Genomic DNA, 14,763 nt, shown 5'->3' on the forward strand with positions numbered 1-14,763 from the left:
ATTATTAAACCACATCCCGCCCCGGAAACCCGCCCGGCGACGCCATGCCGCGGGGGCCGCCGGACGAAAACGGTTGCCCATGCCTCTTGGGGCTACTTATCATTGCGGACGTCGCCAACGAACCCAACCCAGGTCATCATGAACATACTGCCTTCGGCCATCTTCCAGGAATTCCAGGCGCGCGGACTCATCGCCGAACACCGGGGCGGGGACCGGCCCATCCACCGCATCGCCCCCATCGAGGAATGCGGAGCGGGCGATCTGGTGTTCGTGGACCATGCCAAATACCTGCCCAGGGTGCGCCAGCAACCGCCCTCCGCCGTGGTCGCGCCCGCCGCCATCGCCGATGAATTGGGGGATATCGAGGGGCTCGCCGTCCTGGTCGCGCCCAATGTCCGGCTCGCCATCGCCCTCCTGAAACAAGCCTACGCCGACCGCGATGTGCGCGACAGCGAATGGCCGCGCATCCACCCGAACGCGGTCATCCATGACAGCGTGGCCGTGCCCGAGGACGCCTTGATCGGCCCCGGCGTGGTGGTGGGCAAGGATGTGGAACTGGGCGGCCGGGTGGTCTTGATGGCGAACGTGGTCATCGAACGCGGCGCCAGGATCGGGGCCAACACCGTGCTGCATCCCGGTTGCACCGTGGGCTACAACTGCGAAATCGGCGGCGATGTGATCCTCAAAGCGGGCTGCGTGATCGGCTCGGAAGGCTTCGGCTTCGCCCAGGACGAAAAGCGCCGCAATTACCGCATCCCCCATACCGGCAAGGTGATCGTCGAAGACCGGGTGGTCATCGGGGCCAACACCAATATCGACCGCGCCACCTACGGGGCCACGATCATCCGCGCCGGGGCGGTGATCGACGCCATGTGCCATATCGGCCATAACGTCGAGATCGGCGAGGACTGCATCCTCTGCGCCCATACCGGGATCTCCGGTTCCACCAAGTTCGGGAAGCGGGTCATCGCCTCCGGCCAGACCGGGACGCTGGACCATATCACCGTGGCCGACGACGTGGTGTTGCTGCACCGGGCGGGCCTCAACAGCAGCATCAAGCAGCCCGGCATGTACGCGGGCGGCCCGGCCCAGCCGCTACAGCAGTATTTGAAAAACATGGCGGTGGCGGCCAGGCTGCACGAGGTGTGGTCGCGCTTGAAGGCGGTGGAGAAGAAATTGGCCGAATTGGCCAAGCCGTAGGACAGGCCACGCCGCACCGCGTCCTCCGGCGGGTCTCGACCCGCCCTACCCCACCCGGAATTCCGCCACCACCGGCGCATGGTCCGAAGGCCGCTCCCAGCCGCGCGGGGCGGTATCCACCCGGCACGAGAGGCATTCCATGCCTCCGCTCGCCAGGATATGGTCGATCCGCAGTCCCAGGTTGCGCTTGAAGCCGTTCATCCGGTAATCCCACCAGGAAAAGCTTCGCTCCGGCTGCTCGAATTGGCGGAAGGCATCGCGCAGCCCCAAATCCAGCCAAGCCCGGAACGCCGCCCGCTCCGGCACGCTGCACAGGATTTTGTCGCGCCACGCCTCGGGGTCGTAGACGTCGCGGTCCTCCGGGGCGATATTGAAATCGCCCAGCACCACCAAGCGCGGATACCGCGCCAACTCGGACCCTAACCACTCCCCGACCCTCGCCAGCCAATCCAGCTTGTAGGCGTATTTGTCGCTGCCCACTTCGCTGCCATTCGGCACGTACAAATCGACGACCCTGACATCCGCCACGGTCACGGCCAGGATGCGCCGCTGCGGATCGTCCAAGCCCGCGATATCGGTCACCGGGTCCGATAGTTCGGAACGGGCCAGTACCGCCACGCCGTTGTAGGTCTTTTGGCCGCTGTAAACCGAGCGGTAGCCGGCTCCGGCCAGTTCGGCGGCGGGGAATGTGGCGTCTTCGGTCTTGGTTTCCTGTAGGGCCAGTACATCGGGCCGTTCCCGCTCCAGCCAGTCGAGAACGTGGGGCAGGCGCACGCGGAGGGAATTCACATTCCAGGTCGCTATTTTCATTTTTCACCCAAACAATTGATTATTATAAATTTATTTCAAAAATCTATTTTCTGGCTACGCATGTGGCTACACAGAAACGGAACGGTGGAACCCATTCTGACACTCGATGATCAAGTTTTTCCGGCTTGACGGCATCGGTGAAAATGAGCGTTTGCGCCCAGAGGAGCCGCCGCCATTTTCACCACGCCCCTGCCATTCATCGAGGTTTACGTAGAAGCATTGGATCAGGCGGTCAGGGCGGGGACGCCCGGCCGGAAGCTGAGCGGGGCGCAGCGGGCTTGGCTGAAGTTCTGCCTGATGGGCGTGTTGCTGACCAACACGGTGTGTTGGAAAGCCTTCGAGCGGGCGGGACTGGGCGGCTACCGGGCGGGGGCGCTGTCGTGGATGTTCAGGCATTCGAAAGTGGCGTGGGACGGGCTGTTGCGGGCCAGTGTGGTCCTGGTGCTGCGCCAGCACGGGATCACGGAAGGCGTGCTGGTGGCGGACGACAGCGACCACCGGCGGGCCAAGCGGACGGGGCGCATCTGGAAGGCGCACAAGCTCTTCGACAAGAAGACCGGGGGCTATTTCAATGGGCAATGCCTGGTGTTCCTGGTGCTGGTCACGCCGAAGCTCACGGTGCCGGTGGGCTTCCGCTTCCATGAACCCGACCCGGAACTCAGCGCGTGGCGGCGCGAGGATCGTCGGCTCAAGCGGGCTGGCGTGCGGAAGGCGGACCGTCCGGCGGCGCCCGCGCCCAACCCGGCCTATCCCGGCAAGGCCGAGCAGGCGCTGGACCTGATCGGGGAGTTCCGGCGGCACCATCCGGGAATCCGGGTGAAGGCGGTGGTCGCCGACGCTTGGTTCGGCACCCAGGGGTTTTTGGACGAGGCGTCCCGGCTCTGCGGCCACGTCCAGGCGGTCAGCCAGTTGCGGAACAACCAGAACGTCCGGTTCCGGGGGCGGGACGGGTCCTTGACCGATTATTTCCGGGCCTATCCCGGCGTGCCCCAGCGGGTGGCGGTGCGCGGCGGAAAGGAGGTCGAGGTCGTCGTCGGCAGCGCCCGGCTCCACGTCAACGCGCACGCCCGCAAGCGCTTCGTCGTCGCCCTGAAGTATCCGGGCGAAACGGAATACCGCTTCCTGGTCGCCACGGACCTGAGTTGGCGCACCCTGGACATCGTCGCAGCCTATACGCTGAGGTGGCTTGCGGAGGTTTTCTTCGAGGACTGGAAGCTCTATGAAGGATGGGGGCAGATGGCCAAACAGCCCGGCGAGGAGGGGTCAAGCCGAAGCCTGGCCCTGAGCCTGCTGCTAGACCACGCCCTCCTCCTTCACCCCGAGCAACGCGCCCGCCTGGAAAACCATCTGCCCGCGTGTACCGTGGGCAGCCTGCGGCAGTTCTGCCAAGGGGAAGCATTGCTGGAATTCGTCCGAAGCGTGCTCGCCGCCGAGAATATCGCCGAGCGCCTGGAGCAATTGGCGGAAAAGGTCAAGACATGGTTTCCCTTGGCACCCTCGGGCAAGCACATGAGCGGACGCGACCTGGGCCGCCAACAACCCTCGCCGTCGCTGAAATACCGGGCAGCGCAGATGGCCACCGCCGGATAAACCCGGCTTGCCCGGTGTCAACCGCTAAAAACTTGAAGATCGAGTTAAAGGAATGTCGGGATAGCGCCCCAAGGTCAATTCCCGGACCCCGCCGCCGAACCGATAGCGCAGCACCCATGCCGCCGTGCCCTTCGCCGACAGGGTGAACGTCAAGCCCCCACCGTCTGCCCGTGCGATGGACTTCCCGGCCTTCACCCAGTTCCGAATTTGAACGTCCGTCAGCTTGCCCATGGTCCCCGCCCCTACGTTAATTCTGTGGCTACGTTTCTAGCTACGCACGTAGCTACACAAATTATAGGGGATGGGATGCAATGGGCTGAAATGGTATGAAAGAATAAATCCATTAAATACAATTGGTTAGGATGCAATTAGGAACCCCATGAAAGCCCCTGAAACCCCAATTAACATTCCAGGTCGCAATTTTCATCCATCACCTAAATTATTGATTTTAATAAATTTATTTTAAAAATCGGTTTCTGGCCACACTTGTAGAACTGCACAAAAACGGAATGGCGAAGCCCATTCTGACAGCGGTGAATTTCCATATGGGAAGGATTCACGTCCTTGGCCTTCCCTTTGCCGATGCTGGGCTTGATGTCCTTCTCGATCCGGCTCCGCACGATGCTGGGATGTTTCCAGCGCCCCAGGATCATGCGCTCGAAATATTCATCGGCCAGCTTCGCCACCGCCACAACTCACCACGTCAAAACATGAAGACCACGCCCAGCACCTGAATCCCTTCCAGCACCCACAGCACTTCATGACCCTTATCCGGCTGCAAGCCGTCCATCGCCAGGATCAACCGCCCTTGTTCGCGCAACCGCGCCCCGTCATCCATGCTCCCCGCGCAAAGCGGGCGGTGCCGGACAAGCGGCGGGCGCGGTGGGCTCAGAAACCCGCATCCCGGCACTTGCGGCAAGACTCGACGATGACCCAGGCCCCCTTGGCGGTACGGCGGCGGGTATAGAGGTAATCCACCGAGGCCACCCATTGCTTGCACAAGGGACAACGATACTTGCTCGGATTGGGAAGCTTTTCCTGTTTTTTCATGGGTACGGCATAGATTTGGGAAAGGGGGGAATCCCCGGTCCCGGTGGGTTCCCGGCAACCCCGGTTATTGGATACGGTTCATGGGCCACGGTCGGCCCGGCCTATGGTCCCCGGCGGCAGGCCATCGCGGTGCCGTTGCCACATGGTCTCGTACAGGCGCTCCAGGTGGCCGGTATAAGCTTGGATGTTGAACAGCGGGGTATCGAGCCGGTTCGCCCCGAGCTTGGCCTTGATCCGGGACAAACGTCCGGGATGGGTGGCGAGTCCGAGGGCGAGGTCATGGTAGGCGGCGGGGTCGGCGGCAATCAACTCCGGCAAGCCGATGGCGTGCAACAGGCTCCCCGCGACCCGCGAGGCGAAGGTTCCGCCGGGGCAGGTCACCACCGGCACGCCCGCCCACAAGGCATCGCTGGCGGTGGTGTGGGCGTTATAGGGCGAGGTGTCCAGCACCAAATCCGCCAAGCCCAGGCGGCCCAGGTGTTCGATCTGGGGTCGTTCCGCCGCGAACACCAGCCGGTCCGGCACGACGCCGCGTCGATAGGCCGCGTTCTTGAGGGCGTCCTCCGCCTTGGGATTGCCGAGCAGCCACAGGACGCTGCCGGGAACCGTGCCGAGCAGGCCGCACCAGATGTCGAAAACCTCCGGCGTGATCTTGTACGCTTGGTTGAAGCAGCAAAACACGAAGCCCGTTTCCGGCAACCCCGCTTCCTTGCGGGTGGGGCGGGCGCCGATGGGTGCCCGACGGCCATGGGGCTGGTAAGTGCCGGGCAGATAGGCGAAAGCTTCGCTGTAATCGGCCTCGCTGCCCGGCGGCGTCAGGAAGCCATCGGTGACGATGTAGTCGCAGATATCCCCGCCCAACGTGCCCGGATAGCCGAGGTAGTTCACCTGGATGGGCGCGGGCCGGAAGGTGAGGATGGCGGTGCGGGTCGCCCGGGTATAGCCCTTGAGGTCGATCAGAATGTCCACCCGGTCGGCGTGGATGGCGCGGGCGGCGTCGGCGATGGACAAATGCTCGATATCGACGAAGCGCTCGAAACCCCGCTCCAACCGTTCCCGCATGCCCTTGCCATCGTCCGGGCCATAGGAATAGGCGCAGACCTCGAAGCGCTCCCGGTCGTGGGACTCGAACAGTTCCGCCATCAGGTGCGCGGTGGCGTGTTCGTGGAAGTCGCAGGACAAATAGCCGAGGCGGATCCTCGGCCCGGCGGGCGGCAGGAAGGCGAACGCCAGGCCGTCGCGTTCCGCTTGGGAGGCTTCGAGGCGGGCCCGCATCCAGAGTTCGGCGCAGGCGCGTTGCTCGGCGGCGCTCATGCCGGGCAGGGACAGCAGATGGAACGGCGGAATCTTGCCCGCCTCGTTCCGGGAGAGGGCGTCTTTCACCTTGCCGCGCCATTCCGGGAGGCGCTCCCATTCGCACAGGCTCCGGCTCAGGTCGTAGAACTTCATGGAGCGCCGGATCCGCCGCGGTTCCGGCGATATTCCGGCACCGGGGGAACGCCGGGAATGGCCGCCGTCCGGGGCTTATTCAATGGCCGGGCACTGGGAGGTGCGTCCGTCGGTGCGCTTCGAGACCAGGACCACCTGGGGTTCGGAGGAGGTTTTGATCCGGGAATGGCGCTGGCATTCCGGGCAAGCGTAAGGCAGGGTGTTTTGGTTGAGCTTGTAGGAATAGCTGGCGCACCAGGTGAGTTCCACGCGGAACACACAGCCGCAGAATCCGCAGGTGTGCAGGAAGTGGCTGGGTACGTGCAAGGGTTGGATGGGCATCGGGCTCGTGGTGGACATTTCGACCTCCGGTCTTCACGTGCGGCAAGGGGCGGGATGGGCGCCGCCCCCGGGCGATGCTTCACTTGCCCGGCACAATGCGCCTTTGCCCAGGAAATGTCCATGGAACCGCGCGAAAAAACCGGCGCGGCGCATGGGCGGCATAAAAATTAGGCGATCCGGGAAAACTAGCGTATGCTGGCTCCAGTTTGTCGCGGTCCAAGCCCGGTCTTGGACCCGAGGATACGGAATCCTCTTCCAGTCATTGCCTCCCGGCACCTTCTGCTAGCCCGCCTCCTCCCGCAAACCACACTCGGCGGATTCCCTCCCCCGGAACCCGTGTCCTGTGGTCACTCCACCCAATGCCCGCCTCCACCGGTATAGGCCGGGCCAGGAACCGAATATGGCTTTCACTTCCCTGGGGCTTTCCGAAGCCCTGCTGCGCGCCGTCACCGAGCAAGGCTATGGCGCGCCCACCCCCATCCAGACCCGGGCCATTCCCGCCGTGCTGGAGGGCCGCGACCTTTTGGCCGCCGCCCAGACCGGCACCGGCAAGACCGCCGCCTTCACCTTGCCCCTACTGCAACGCCTGCTGGCCGATACCCCTTCCCGCGATCCGCGCAGACGCCCGCCCCGGGCCTTGGTGCTGGTCCCCACCCGCGAACTCGCCGCCCAGGTCGGCGACAGCGTACGCGCCTATGGCCGCCATACCGGCCTCCGCGCCGCCACGGTGTTCGGCGGGGTCGGACTCAATCCCCAGGTGGCCGCCCTGCGCCGGGGCGTCGATATCCTGATCGCCACGCCCGGACGGCTGCTCGACCTGGTCGGCCAGGGCCAGGCCGACCTGTCCGGCATCGGGTTCCTGGTGCTGGACGAGGCCGACCGGATGCTCGACATGGGCTTCATCCACGATCTCAAGCGCATCCTGGCCCTGCTGCCCCGCGCCCGCCAGAACCTGCTGTTCTCGGCCACGTTCTCGGACGATATCCGGGCGCTGGCGGCGGGACTGTTGAACCGTCCCCTGAGCATCGACGTGGCGCCCCGCAACGCCCCGGCCCAGCGGGTCAGCCAAACCGTCTACCACGTCCCGCAGAAGGGCAAACCGGACCTGCTCGCCCACCTGATGAGCGAGGGCGGTTGGGGCCAGACCTTGGTCTTCACCCGCACCAAGCGCGGGGCCAACAAGCTGGCGGAACGGTTGGAACAAGGCGGCTTCCAGGTCGCGGTGATCCATGGCAACAAGAGCCAGACCGCGAGGACCCAGGCGCTCGCCGCCTTCAAGGCCGACCGGGTGCGCATCCTGGTGGCGACCGATATCGCCGCCCGCGGGCTCGATATCCAGCAATTGCCGCACGTGGTGAACTACGAGCTTCCCCATGTGCCCGAGGACTATGTGCACCGCATCGGCCGCACGGGCCGGGCGGGCGCGGACGGCGCGGCGGTGTCGCTGGTGTGCCGGGAGGAAACCCCGCAATTGCGGGACATCGAACGCCTCCTGGGCCGGCGCTTGGCCGCCCAGCCCTTGCCGGAGGCCATCGAATCCTTGTTCCCGGCGGACGCCCTACCGGACGCCGCCCCATCCCAGCCCAGGCCACGCCCCCGCGGGACGACCGCGCGGCCCGGTGCCCAATCCCCCGCCCGCCGTACCCGCTGAGCGCGCGGCCCAACCCAAAGGAGATACAGAGATGCTGAGGGTCTACGCGGGCAACCTGCCCGCCGATCTCACCGAAAAGGAATTCACCGAATTGTTCGCCCAGCACGGGCGCGTGCGCTCGATGGATTTGGCGCGCGACATCTTCAGTGGCCGTTGCCGTGGCTTCGGTTTCGTCGAAATGGAGGGCCACGAAGCCAGGGCCGCGATCAGCGCCCTGAACGGGTCCACCCTGCGCGGCAACAGCCTCCGCGTCAACGAGGAACGTCCGCGCGGACGCAACGGCGGCAGAAGGCACCGCTAATAACCCCGGCGCCGGACCCACCGGCCGCCATTTTTCCACCCCTGACCTGACCTTTTTTCCAGTTTTGGAGTTTTTATGAGCAAGAAATTATATGTCGGCAACCTGAGCTATTCCGTGGACAACCGCGAGCTCGAATCCCTGTTCGCCGCCCATGGTTCGGTGGCTTCCGCCAATGTCATCACCGACCGCGACACGGGCCGTTCCAAGGGCTTCGGCTTCGTGGAGATGGGCAACGACCAGGAGGCCAAGATGGCCATTTCCGCCCTGCACGGCAAGGATATCGATGGCCGCAGCCTGACCGTCAACGAAGCCCGTCCCCGCGAGGAGCGGAGCGGTGGTTTCGGCGGTGGCGGCTTCGGCGGAGGCCGCCGCTTCTAAGCGGTTCGGAAGCTGCCCGGAACGTCGGCGTTCCGGCATAATCCAAGGCCGTCCCGAGCCCAAAAGGCGCGGGGCGGCTTTTTTATGGCCACTTCCCCGCCTGGATCGGGCATCGGCCCGGCCCAGGCGGATTCTTCCAGCCCAGCCAGGAGGAGATGCCATGCGCTATCTGTTGATCGAACACGACACGGTCTATGACTACGGCAATCCCGTGACCCTGTTGCAGCACAGGCTGCTGCTGCGCCCCAGGGAAGGGCGGGATATCCATGTCGAGACGGCGGAACTGCGGATCGCCCCGGCCCACCGGCTGCGCTGGCAGCGGGACGCCTACGACAACGCCTTGGCGGTGGTGGATTTCCTCGAACCGGCCCGGCGGCTTTCCATCGAAAGCCGCGTCGGCCTCCGCCACTATCAGGACCGGCCCTTGGATTTCGTGGTGGCGGAGTACGCCGTTCATTTCCCATTCCAATACCCGGCATGGGAGCGGATCGACCTCGGACCCTACCTCCCGCCGGTTTTCGGCCAGGACTCGGCGGCGGTGGGGGCTTGGCTGGAACAGTTCTGGCGCGTCGGGCAGGTGGTCGAAACCTATCTCTTGCTCGATCGGATCAACAAGGCCATCGCGGCCGGGTTCGTGTACCAGCCCCGCGAGGAGCCGGGGGTCCAATCCCCGGCGACCACCTTGGCGCGGCGCGCCGGTTCCTGCCGCGATTTCGCGACCCTGTTGATCGATGCCTGCCATTGGCTGGGATTGGCGGCGCGTTTCGTCAGCGGCTACCTGTACGAGCCGACGCCCATCCCGGCGGCGGGGGCCACCCATGCTTGGGCGGAGGTCTATCTGCCCGGTGCCGGTTGGCGGGGCTTCGACGCCACCTCGGGGCAGGTGGTCGGCGACCGGCACATCGCCGTCGCCGTACACCGGCATCCCGAGGCGGTGTCGCCGGTGACGGGGGCGTTCACCACGGTATCCCCGGAGTCGCCGACCATGCAGGTGGCGGTTAGAGTGGCCGAGATCGCCGGCTAAACCGGCATCGATTTCGCGCCTTTTTTACGGACTCGCCGCCCGCACAACCGTAGTCTGTCGATGAGATTGGGAGTGAACATTACTTTCTGTTAGTATCGATTCGACGTGTCGAGACGCAACCAGGTACAGGCCATGAACAATCACAACGTCTATAAATTCCTCTGCGCCGCGTTTTTTGCCCTCGCCTTCGCTGACACCTGCGCAGCGGCCCCGCCTCTGATCACCATCGACTACACCAAACATTACGGGTCTCCCCTGGATGAACAGTTGACGGGTATCGCGCACGACTCTTTAGGCAACGCCCTTGTCGCAGGGAACAGCGTGGACCCCAGTTCCGGCGGTACCAATGGATTTGTTCGCAAATACGATGGGCTTGGAACCCTCCTCTGGCACCAAGGCAAGGATTCCGCCTCGATAGATGGAATCACCATGGACAAAAACGGCCATGCGTATACCGTGGGCTCCTATATTGCCGGAACCTGGCCTAACGAGCGCGACTATATTTACGTCCAGAGCCTAGATTCAACGGGGACCACGTTATGGACAAAACAATTCACGGTTCCCGTGGTCAGTGACCGCACCCGTTTAACCGCCAATGCTATCGCCACCGACCCCCGAGGCAAGAACGCCATCGTCATCCTTTTCGAAAAGGCATACTACCCGTATCAAAATCGGCAGGTTTTCATTAGAAAATATAATGTCTCGGGGGGGCTGCTATGGGAAAAACAGGTCAATGATATCTCGTCGCCCTACGCAGCCCGCCCGAGCTTGGCCATCGACCCCAATGGCAATATCTATGTCGCGGCCAACAGTGTTTCTTTCCAAAAATGGAATACCAGCCTTACCCGGCTGGATGCCCAAGGGATCGCCGCCTGGACCGTTCCCTTCTTTCCGACAAGTTCGACCCAGCTTACCTATGTGCATGCCCTAGCGGCAGATAAGGGGGGCAATGTGTACCTTACGGGGATTACCAGGGGCAACCTCGTTGACCAAAACCAAGGCTACGATGATGTCTTTTTGCGTAAATATGGCTCAGACGGAACCATCCTGTGGACTAGGCAATTCGGTACCGACAGCGATGATTACGGAAACGACCTAACAGTCGATCCGGTGGGGAATATATATGTCGTGGGATCGAGCATGGGAAAACTAAACAGCATCAACCAGGGCTCCTACGACGCCTTCGTCCGCAAATACAATACCGACGGCCAACTATTGAAAGGCCGGCAGTTCGGCACGAGCGACTTCGATATCGCCAATGCCGTCTGTGTTGATGACAACAACGCGGTTTATGTCGGTGGGAATACTAACGGCAATCTTGGCGGAGCAGCCAAGGGCAAATTAGATATCTATCTCCGAAAATACGGGTTGTTTCAATGAAAGAGGCATTTTGGGGCGTCTGACGCGGGCGAATGCTTGACAGTGGGGGCCGCCAACAAGCACATCGACGGCCTCGGCGACTGGACCCAGGTCCAGTTCATGGATCAAGTCTTCCGGGTGAGTGGTAAAGATATAACAGGTCTGTGTCAAAGATCGCGCCGCCCTACAATAAGGATTTGGCCGCGAATAACTTCCCGAAATCAAGTCATGGCGGGAATGGTGCGGTAGTTCCGTATGATTTCGAGGAAGTCTGCGGAACACTTCTTCCCCGTGGCGTAGACCCCGGCCAGGATATCCACCGTCCCCCTCAGAAGCTGCTTGGTAAAATCAGACGCATTTGGCAAGGGTGGTCCTTGGCATGGCGATGCGGATGACGTTCTCGGCGGTGCCGGTAAGGGTTTCGAAATCCTTGCTCACCTGGCGGAACGAGCCGAACCAGGCGAATGTCTGCTCAACGATCCAGCGCTTCGGCAGGGCGGCGAACCCGTCCACGATCCTTTGAGAGATGTGCAGGACCCAGCCCAGTTTCTCGTTGACGAACCGGACCGCCGCCCGGCGCAGCACCTCGCACGCCCCCACCGTGTCGTGCAGGTTGGCGGCATGGACCTGCGCAGGCAGCAGGCGGCCCAGGGTGTCCACCACGATGTGGCGCTTGTGCCCCTTCACCCCCTTGCCCCCGTCGATCCCGCGCTCCTCGCTGGCGTACTGGGTCTTGACGCTCTGCGAGTCGATGAGGGCGTAGCTGGGGGAGCATGCCCGGCCCTTTTTTTTCGATGCCGCGCGTTGATCTCGTCCAGGGTGGCCTCCCACACCCCGGCCTTGTTCCAACGGCTGAAGTGGTCGTAGACGGTCTGCCAGGGTGGGAAGTCCTTCGGCAGCATCCGCCATTTGATGCCTCCCTCCACCACCCGCTTGCGCGGATGCTTGCTGGCGTTGCCCCGCCGGTCCTTCGGGCGGAAGTGGTGTTCGATCAACGACCATTCGGCCTCGCTGAGGTCGCTTGGATAGCTCATTATCGGGGAACCTTGGAAGTCAACGGGGGGCTTGGCTCTACATGAATTCCTTTTTGCCAGACAGCTTCTGAATCCGCGCCGCGCCCGCGCCGGTGCCGTAATCACAGTTTTTAAGAAAGCGGTGTTGATAACAGGCCATGAAAAACCTCATGATCCTGGCGGTTTCGACCGTCCTGGTTTCCGGATGCGCCACCTTTGTCAAAGGTGGCAAGGAATATTTATCGGAAGATTATTATTTGAAGCGGGAGGCGGAGTTGCAAAAGGCTTACGACGCCTGCCTCAAACGTACCGGCAACGACGAAGCCAAGTGCAAGCCGGAAAAAGACCAGTTATTGCAGCAACAGGAATGGAACGAGATGGAGGAAAGCGGTTGATAAGCCGAACGCTCCATTCCGCATACCGATTTTTCAAACCCGGACCCGCTACGCCTGGCCCCTCGATCGAGCCCCGCGCGCGCTGGGTTCGGCCAAAACCCTCGGAAATACCCGCATGAGCTATCAATCCAGCGTGGTCAAACTGGCGATAAAACTGACCCCGACCCCGATGATCCTATGGGTCGCCAACAAGGTGTTGAAGGATATCGCCGAGTTGAAATACTTCCACTTCGATATCGATGCGCGGAAACTCTATGTCGAAATACAGCTACTGGGCGAATCGGAGACGATAGAGGTTTTCCTGGAAGGATTTTATATGGCGTATGAACAAACAGCCTATCGGGTTGTGGTCGAACAGGCCCGCTCCAACCGGCTGTGGCTGAACAACCTGTTGTCGCGCCTCGCCGGGAAAGCCTGGAAAATCCCGGAAATACCCCAATACGCACACCAGATGAAGCTCCTCGCGGAAGTCATGGCCCTGCGGGGCTAGGCGGGGCGGCGCTGGGGTTCGGACTCCGGTTGGCGGGCGGCTTGGATTAGAATAAGCGCCCTTTGACTTCCGATCCGTGCAATCCCGTGTCCAAACCGACCCACCCCCCCCACGCCCGCCACAAACCCGCCTCCCGCCCGAACCGTTCCTCATCTCCGGCCAACCCCCGGCTGGAAGCCCCCCCGGACGGCCCCGCCCAGGAACGCACCCTCAAGATCGCCGGTTTCCCCGCCGTCGCGGCCTTGTTCAAGCGCGAGCCGGAGCGGGTGCTGCGCTTGTTCTACGAGGACCGCATGGTGCCCAAGGTCGGCGATTTCTGCGCCTATCTCGCCCGTTCGCACCGGCCCTACCGCTTGGTGGATGGCGAGGAACTGGCCCGTGTGGCCGGGACCGTGCTGCACGGCGGCATCGTGGCCGTGGCCGAGCCGCGCCCGTTGGCGGAACCCGATCCCGAGGCGGTGCGGACCTGGGCCGGGGCCGGGGAATCCTTGTTCATCCTGGACGGCGTCGGCAATCCCCATAACCTGGGGGCCATCGCCCGCAGCCTGGCTTTCCTGGGTTTCCGGCACCTGCTGATTTCCGATCATCCGGCCCAGGCGGGTTTATCGGAAGCGGCCTACCGGGTGGCCGAGGGCGGGTTGGAATATCTGAGCGTGCATCGCGTCCCGCGCCTGCCATTGTGGTTGAAGCGCATCGGGCGGGATTACCGGGTGGTGGGCACGGCCTTGGCGCGGGGTGGCGTGCCGGTCGAAGCCCTGCGCGGGAACGATCCGCGCCCGGTGGCCCTGGTGCTGGGCAACGAGGAGGACGGCCTTCCGCCCGCGACCTTGGAAGCCTGCGAAGCCATCGTCACCCTGCGCGGTTCCGGCGCGGTGCAATCGTTGAATGTCGCCGCGACCGCCGCGATCCTGGCCTACGCCCTGCGGGCCGCGCCCAAGCCCCCGGCCACGGGACCGGTCCCCGCCGACCGCGCCCCGCGCAAAGCCCCGCCAACGGGCCGTCCATCCCGGCCCGCCATCCGCCGGACAAAAAAAGACCCACTTTGAGGGTGGGTCGTCAAGCGAGGAGGAATGAGAGCGAACACACGGGACATCAGGAGTCGGACGAGGGCTTGCCCGGATAGTTGTTGCGCAGGAACCGGATCGTTCCGCCTATCGTGCCGACGAAAGCCAGGATCAAGATCAGTTCAAGGGTGGTCATGGGGGAAACCCGTGAAGCTGTTGAGTTGGATCACAGTCTAATCCTTTCCAAATCAATCACAATCCCAGTCTTAATCGCATATCTGTTGATTTTTATGAAACAACGGCCCGGTCGGCCATCGAGGCGGGGCCGGGACTAGGATGGGAAGGTGGCAAGCCTGGGCCGCTGTTTGGCTGCGGGGCATCCGGTGGGGCGGCCTGCGACGCCACGGTGGCGGACGGAAGGCCGGTATTGCGTACCGCCCTGGGGCATCGGCGCTGGGATCGTCAGATTGGAGCAGCGGCACTGGGAAGGATCGCCGGATTTTGTGGCGCTAGGCGGCGGTCGGGGCGGGGCGGTGGCGGCGGGGCGCGGGCCGGGATGCGGCAAATGCCTCATAAAACCCTGTGATAACCTGCATAAACTATCCTGATAACCCTCTCCGAAAATGCGTCAATCTGTCGCATTGCGGCAAAGGGGGTTTTAAATTAATCTGTAACCACTCTCCGGTTTTCTAGTAATCGATTGGTTTAGGAGCCGTTGTGAGTGCGTT

18 protein-coding genes and 1 pseudogene are annotated in these 14,763 nt (G+C 63.1%); 10 read left to right on the forward strand and 9 right to left on the reverse strand.

The annotated features are described in order from the left end of the window. Nucleotides 1-138: 138 nt before the first annotated feature. Nucleotides 139-1,200 (forward strand): UDP-3-O-(3-hydroxymyristoyl)glucosamine N-acyltransferase, encoded by a 1,062-nt coding sequence (lpxD, locus tag K5658_RS19640; protein ID WP_221064751.1) that lies wholly within the window; start codon nt 139-141, stop codon nt 1,198-1,200. A gap of 45 nt (nt 1,201-1,245) precedes the next feature. Here the strand turns inward: lpxD and xth are convergent, their stop codons facing one another. Further along, nucleotides 1,246-2,010: an exodeoxyribonuclease III gene (xth, locus tag K5658_RS19645; RefSeq protein WP_221064752.1), complete on the reverse strand. Its 765-nt coding sequence runs from the start codon at nt 2,008-2,010 to the stop codon at nt 1,246-1,248. 219 nt (nt 2,011-2,229) lie between these two features. Between xth and K5658_RS19650 the strand changes: the two genes are divergently transcribed. Further along, on the forward strand, nt 2,230-3,600 hold the full coding sequence (locus K5658_RS19650; RefSeq protein WP_221064753.1) for a transposase: 1,371 nt from the start codon (nt 2,230-2,232) through the stop codon (nt 3,598-3,600). Nucleotides 3,601-3,624: 24 nt separating this feature from the next. Here K5658_RS19650 and K5658_RS19655 read toward each other — a convergent pair whose 3' ends face one another. The 6 genes from K5658_RS19655 to K5658_RS19675 form a co-directional block, all read right to left on the reverse strand. Continuing rightward, nucleotides 3,625-3,831 (reverse strand): Arm DNA-binding domain-containing protein, encoded by a 207-nt coding sequence (locus K5658_RS19655; protein ID WP_221064754.1) that lies wholly within the window; start codon nt 3,829-3,831, stop codon nt 3,625-3,627. 203 nt (nt 3,832-4,034) lie between these two features. Beyond that, the gene (locus K5658_RS19660; RefSeq protein ID WP_221064755.1) at nt 4,035-4,292 is read right to left on the reverse strand and encodes a hypothetical protein; all 258 of its coding nucleotides are present in this window, start codon (nt 4,290-4,292) and stop codon (nt 4,035-4,037) included. 11 nt (nt 4,293-4,303) lie between these two features. Continuing rightward, a complete protein-coding gene (locus K5658_RS24020; RefSeq protein ID WP_281425914.1) occupies nt 4,304-4,438 on the reverse strand; it encodes a hypothetical protein in 135 nt (44 codons plus the stop codon). Between the two features lie 50 nt (nt 4,439-4,488). Then, a complete protein-coding gene (locus K5658_RS19665) occupies nt 4,489-4,650 on the reverse strand; it encodes a hypothetical protein (RefSeq protein ID WP_221064756.1) in 162 nt (53 codons plus the stop codon). Nucleotides 4,651-4,728: 78 nt separating this feature from the next. Further along, a complete protein-coding gene (locus K5658_RS19670) occupies nt 4,729-6,099 on the reverse strand; it encodes an O-linked N-acetylglucosamine transferase, SPINDLY family protein (protein WP_221064757.1) in 1,371 nt (456 codons plus the stop codon). A gap of 75 nt (nt 6,100-6,174) precedes the next feature. Then, nucleotides 6,175-6,438, reverse strand: a complete 264-nt coding sequence (locus tag K5658_RS19675) for a hypothetical protein (RefSeq protein WP_221064758.1) — start codon at nt 6,436-6,438, stop codon at nt 6,175-6,177. Between the two features lie 382 nt (nt 6,439-6,820). Here K5658_RS19675 and K5658_RS19680 point away from each other — a divergent pair, with 382 nt between their 5' ends. The 5 genes from K5658_RS19680 (at nt 6,821) to K5658_RS19700 (ending at nt 11,154) form a co-directional block, all read left to right on the forward strand. After that, a complete protein-coding gene (locus K5658_RS19680; RefSeq protein WP_221064759.1) occupies nt 6,821-8,071 on the forward strand; it encodes a DEAD/DEAH box helicase in 1,251 nt (416 codons plus the stop codon). A gap of 31 nt (nt 8,072-8,102) precedes the next feature. Continuing rightward, entirely contained in the window at nt 8,103-8,372 is a 270-nt protein-coding gene (locus tag K5658_RS19685; protein WP_221064760.1) for an RNA recognition motif domain-containing protein, read from the forward strand. A 75-nt stretch (nt 8,373-8,447) separates the two neighbouring features. Then, entirely contained in the window at nt 8,448-8,750 is a 303-nt protein-coding gene (locus K5658_RS19690) for an RNA-binding regulator (RefSeq protein ID WP_221064761.1), read from the forward strand. A gap of 160 nt (nt 8,751-8,910) precedes the next feature. Next, a complete protein-coding gene (locus K5658_RS19695; RefSeq protein WP_221064762.1) occupies nt 8,911-9,774 on the forward strand; it encodes a transglutaminase family protein in 864 nt (287 codons plus the stop codon). Nucleotides 9,775-9,906: 132 nt separating this feature from the next. Further along, on the forward strand, nt 9,907-11,154 hold the full coding sequence (locus K5658_RS19700; protein ID WP_221064763.1) for an SBBP repeat-containing protein: 1,248 nt from the start codon (nt 9,907-9,909) through the stop codon (nt 11,152-11,154). A 327-nt stretch (nt 11,155-11,481) separates the two neighbouring features. Here the strand turns inward: K5658_RS19700 and K5658_RS19705 are convergent, their stop codons facing one another. Then, a complete protein-coding gene (locus tag K5658_RS19705; RefSeq protein ID WP_246628512.1) occupies nt 11,482-11,964 on the reverse strand; it encodes a transposase in 483 nt (160 codons plus the stop codon). A 50-nt stretch (nt 11,965-12,014) separates the two neighbouring features. Further along, nucleotides 12,015-12,167, reverse strand: a pseudogene (locus K5658_RS23705) (transposase); the annotation flags it as partial. 137 nt (nt 12,168-12,304) lie between these two features. On the opposite strand from K5658_RS23705, the gene K5658_RS19710 reads away from it, so the two are divergent. The 3 genes from K5658_RS19710 to K5658_RS19720 all read left to right on the forward strand — a co-directional run bounded on the left by K5658_RS19710 (nt 12,305) and on the right by K5658_RS19720 (nt 14,077). Next, nucleotides 12,305-12,541: a DUF3568 domain-containing protein gene (locus tag K5658_RS19710; protein ID WP_221064764.1), complete on the forward strand. Its 237-nt coding sequence runs from the start codon at nt 12,305-12,307 to the stop codon at nt 12,539-12,541. A gap of 115 nt (nt 12,542-12,656) precedes the next feature. After that, entirely contained in the window at nt 12,657-13,031 is a 375-nt protein-coding gene (locus K5658_RS24295) for a hypothetical protein (RefSeq protein WP_221064765.1), read from the forward strand. Nucleotides 13,032-13,117: 86 nt separating this feature from the next. Further along, nucleotides 13,118-14,077, forward strand: coding sequence for a TrmH family RNA methyltransferase (locus K5658_RS19720; RefSeq protein ID WP_246628513.1), 960 nt, complete (start codon nt 13,118-13,120; stop codon nt 14,075-14,077). The last annotated feature ends 686 nt before the right edge of the window (nt 14,078-14,763 follow it).

This window comes from Methylomagnum ishizawai, assembly GCF_019670005.1.
GTDB classification, from domain to species: domain Bacteria; phylum Pseudomonadota; class Gammaproteobacteria; order Methylococcales; family Methylococcaceae; genus Methylomagnum; species Methylomagnum ishizawai.

Bases quoted from the DNA above. Each gene is read 5' to 3' on its own strand.
- lpxD (WP_221064751.1), top strand. From the start codon at position 139: ATGAACATACTGCCTTCGGCCATCTTCCAGGAATTCCAGGCGCGCGGA.
- xth (WP_221064752.1), bottom strand. From the start codon at position 2,010: ATGAAAATAGCGACCTGGAATGTGAATTCCCTCCGCGTGCGCCTGCCC.
- K5658_RS19655 (WP_221064754.1), bottom strand. From the start codon at position 3,831: ATGGGCAAGCTGACGGACGTTCAAATTCGGAACTGGGTGAAGGCCGGG.
- K5658_RS24020 (WP_281425914.1), bottom strand. From the start codon at position 4,438: ATGGATGACGGGGCGCGGTTGCGCGAACAAGGGCGGTTGATCCTGGCG.
- K5658_RS19665 (WP_221064756.1), bottom strand. From the start codon at position 4,650: ATGAAAAAACAGGAAAAGCTTCCCAATCCGAGCAAGTATCGTTGTCCC.
- K5658_RS19670 (WP_221064757.1), bottom strand. From the start codon at position 6,099: ATGAAGTTCTACGACCTGAGCCGGAGCCTGTGCGAATGGGAGCGCCTC.
- K5658_RS19675 (WP_221064758.1), bottom strand. From the start codon at position 6,438: ATGTCCACCACGAGCCCGATGCCCATCCAACCCTTGCACGTACCCAGC.
- K5658_RS19680 (WP_221064759.1), top strand. From the start codon at position 6,821: ATGGCTTTCACTTCCCTGGGGCTTTCCGAAGCCCTGCTGCGCGCCGTC.
- K5658_RS19685 (WP_221064760.1), top strand. From the start codon at position 8,103: ATGCTGAGGGTCTACGCGGGCAACCTGCCCGCCGATCTCACCGAAAAG.
- K5658_RS19690 (WP_221064761.1), top strand. From the start codon at position 8,448: ATGAGCAAGAAATTATATGTCGGCAACCTGAGCTATTCCGTGGACAAC.
- K5658_RS19695 (WP_221064762.1), top strand. From the start codon at position 8,911: ATGCGCTATCTGTTGATCGAACACGACACGGTCTATGACTACGGCAAT.
- K5658_RS19700 (WP_221064763.1), top strand. From the start codon at position 9,907: ATGAACAATCACAACGTCTATAAATTCCTCTGCGCCGCGTTTTTTGCC.
- K5658_RS19710 (WP_221064764.1), top strand. From the start codon at position 12,305: ATGAAAAACCTCATGATCCTGGCGGTTTCGACCGTCCTGGTTTCCGGA.
- K5658_RS24295 (WP_221064765.1), top strand. From the start codon at position 12,657: ATGAGCTATCAATCCAGCGTGGTCAAACTGGCGATAAAACTGACCCCG.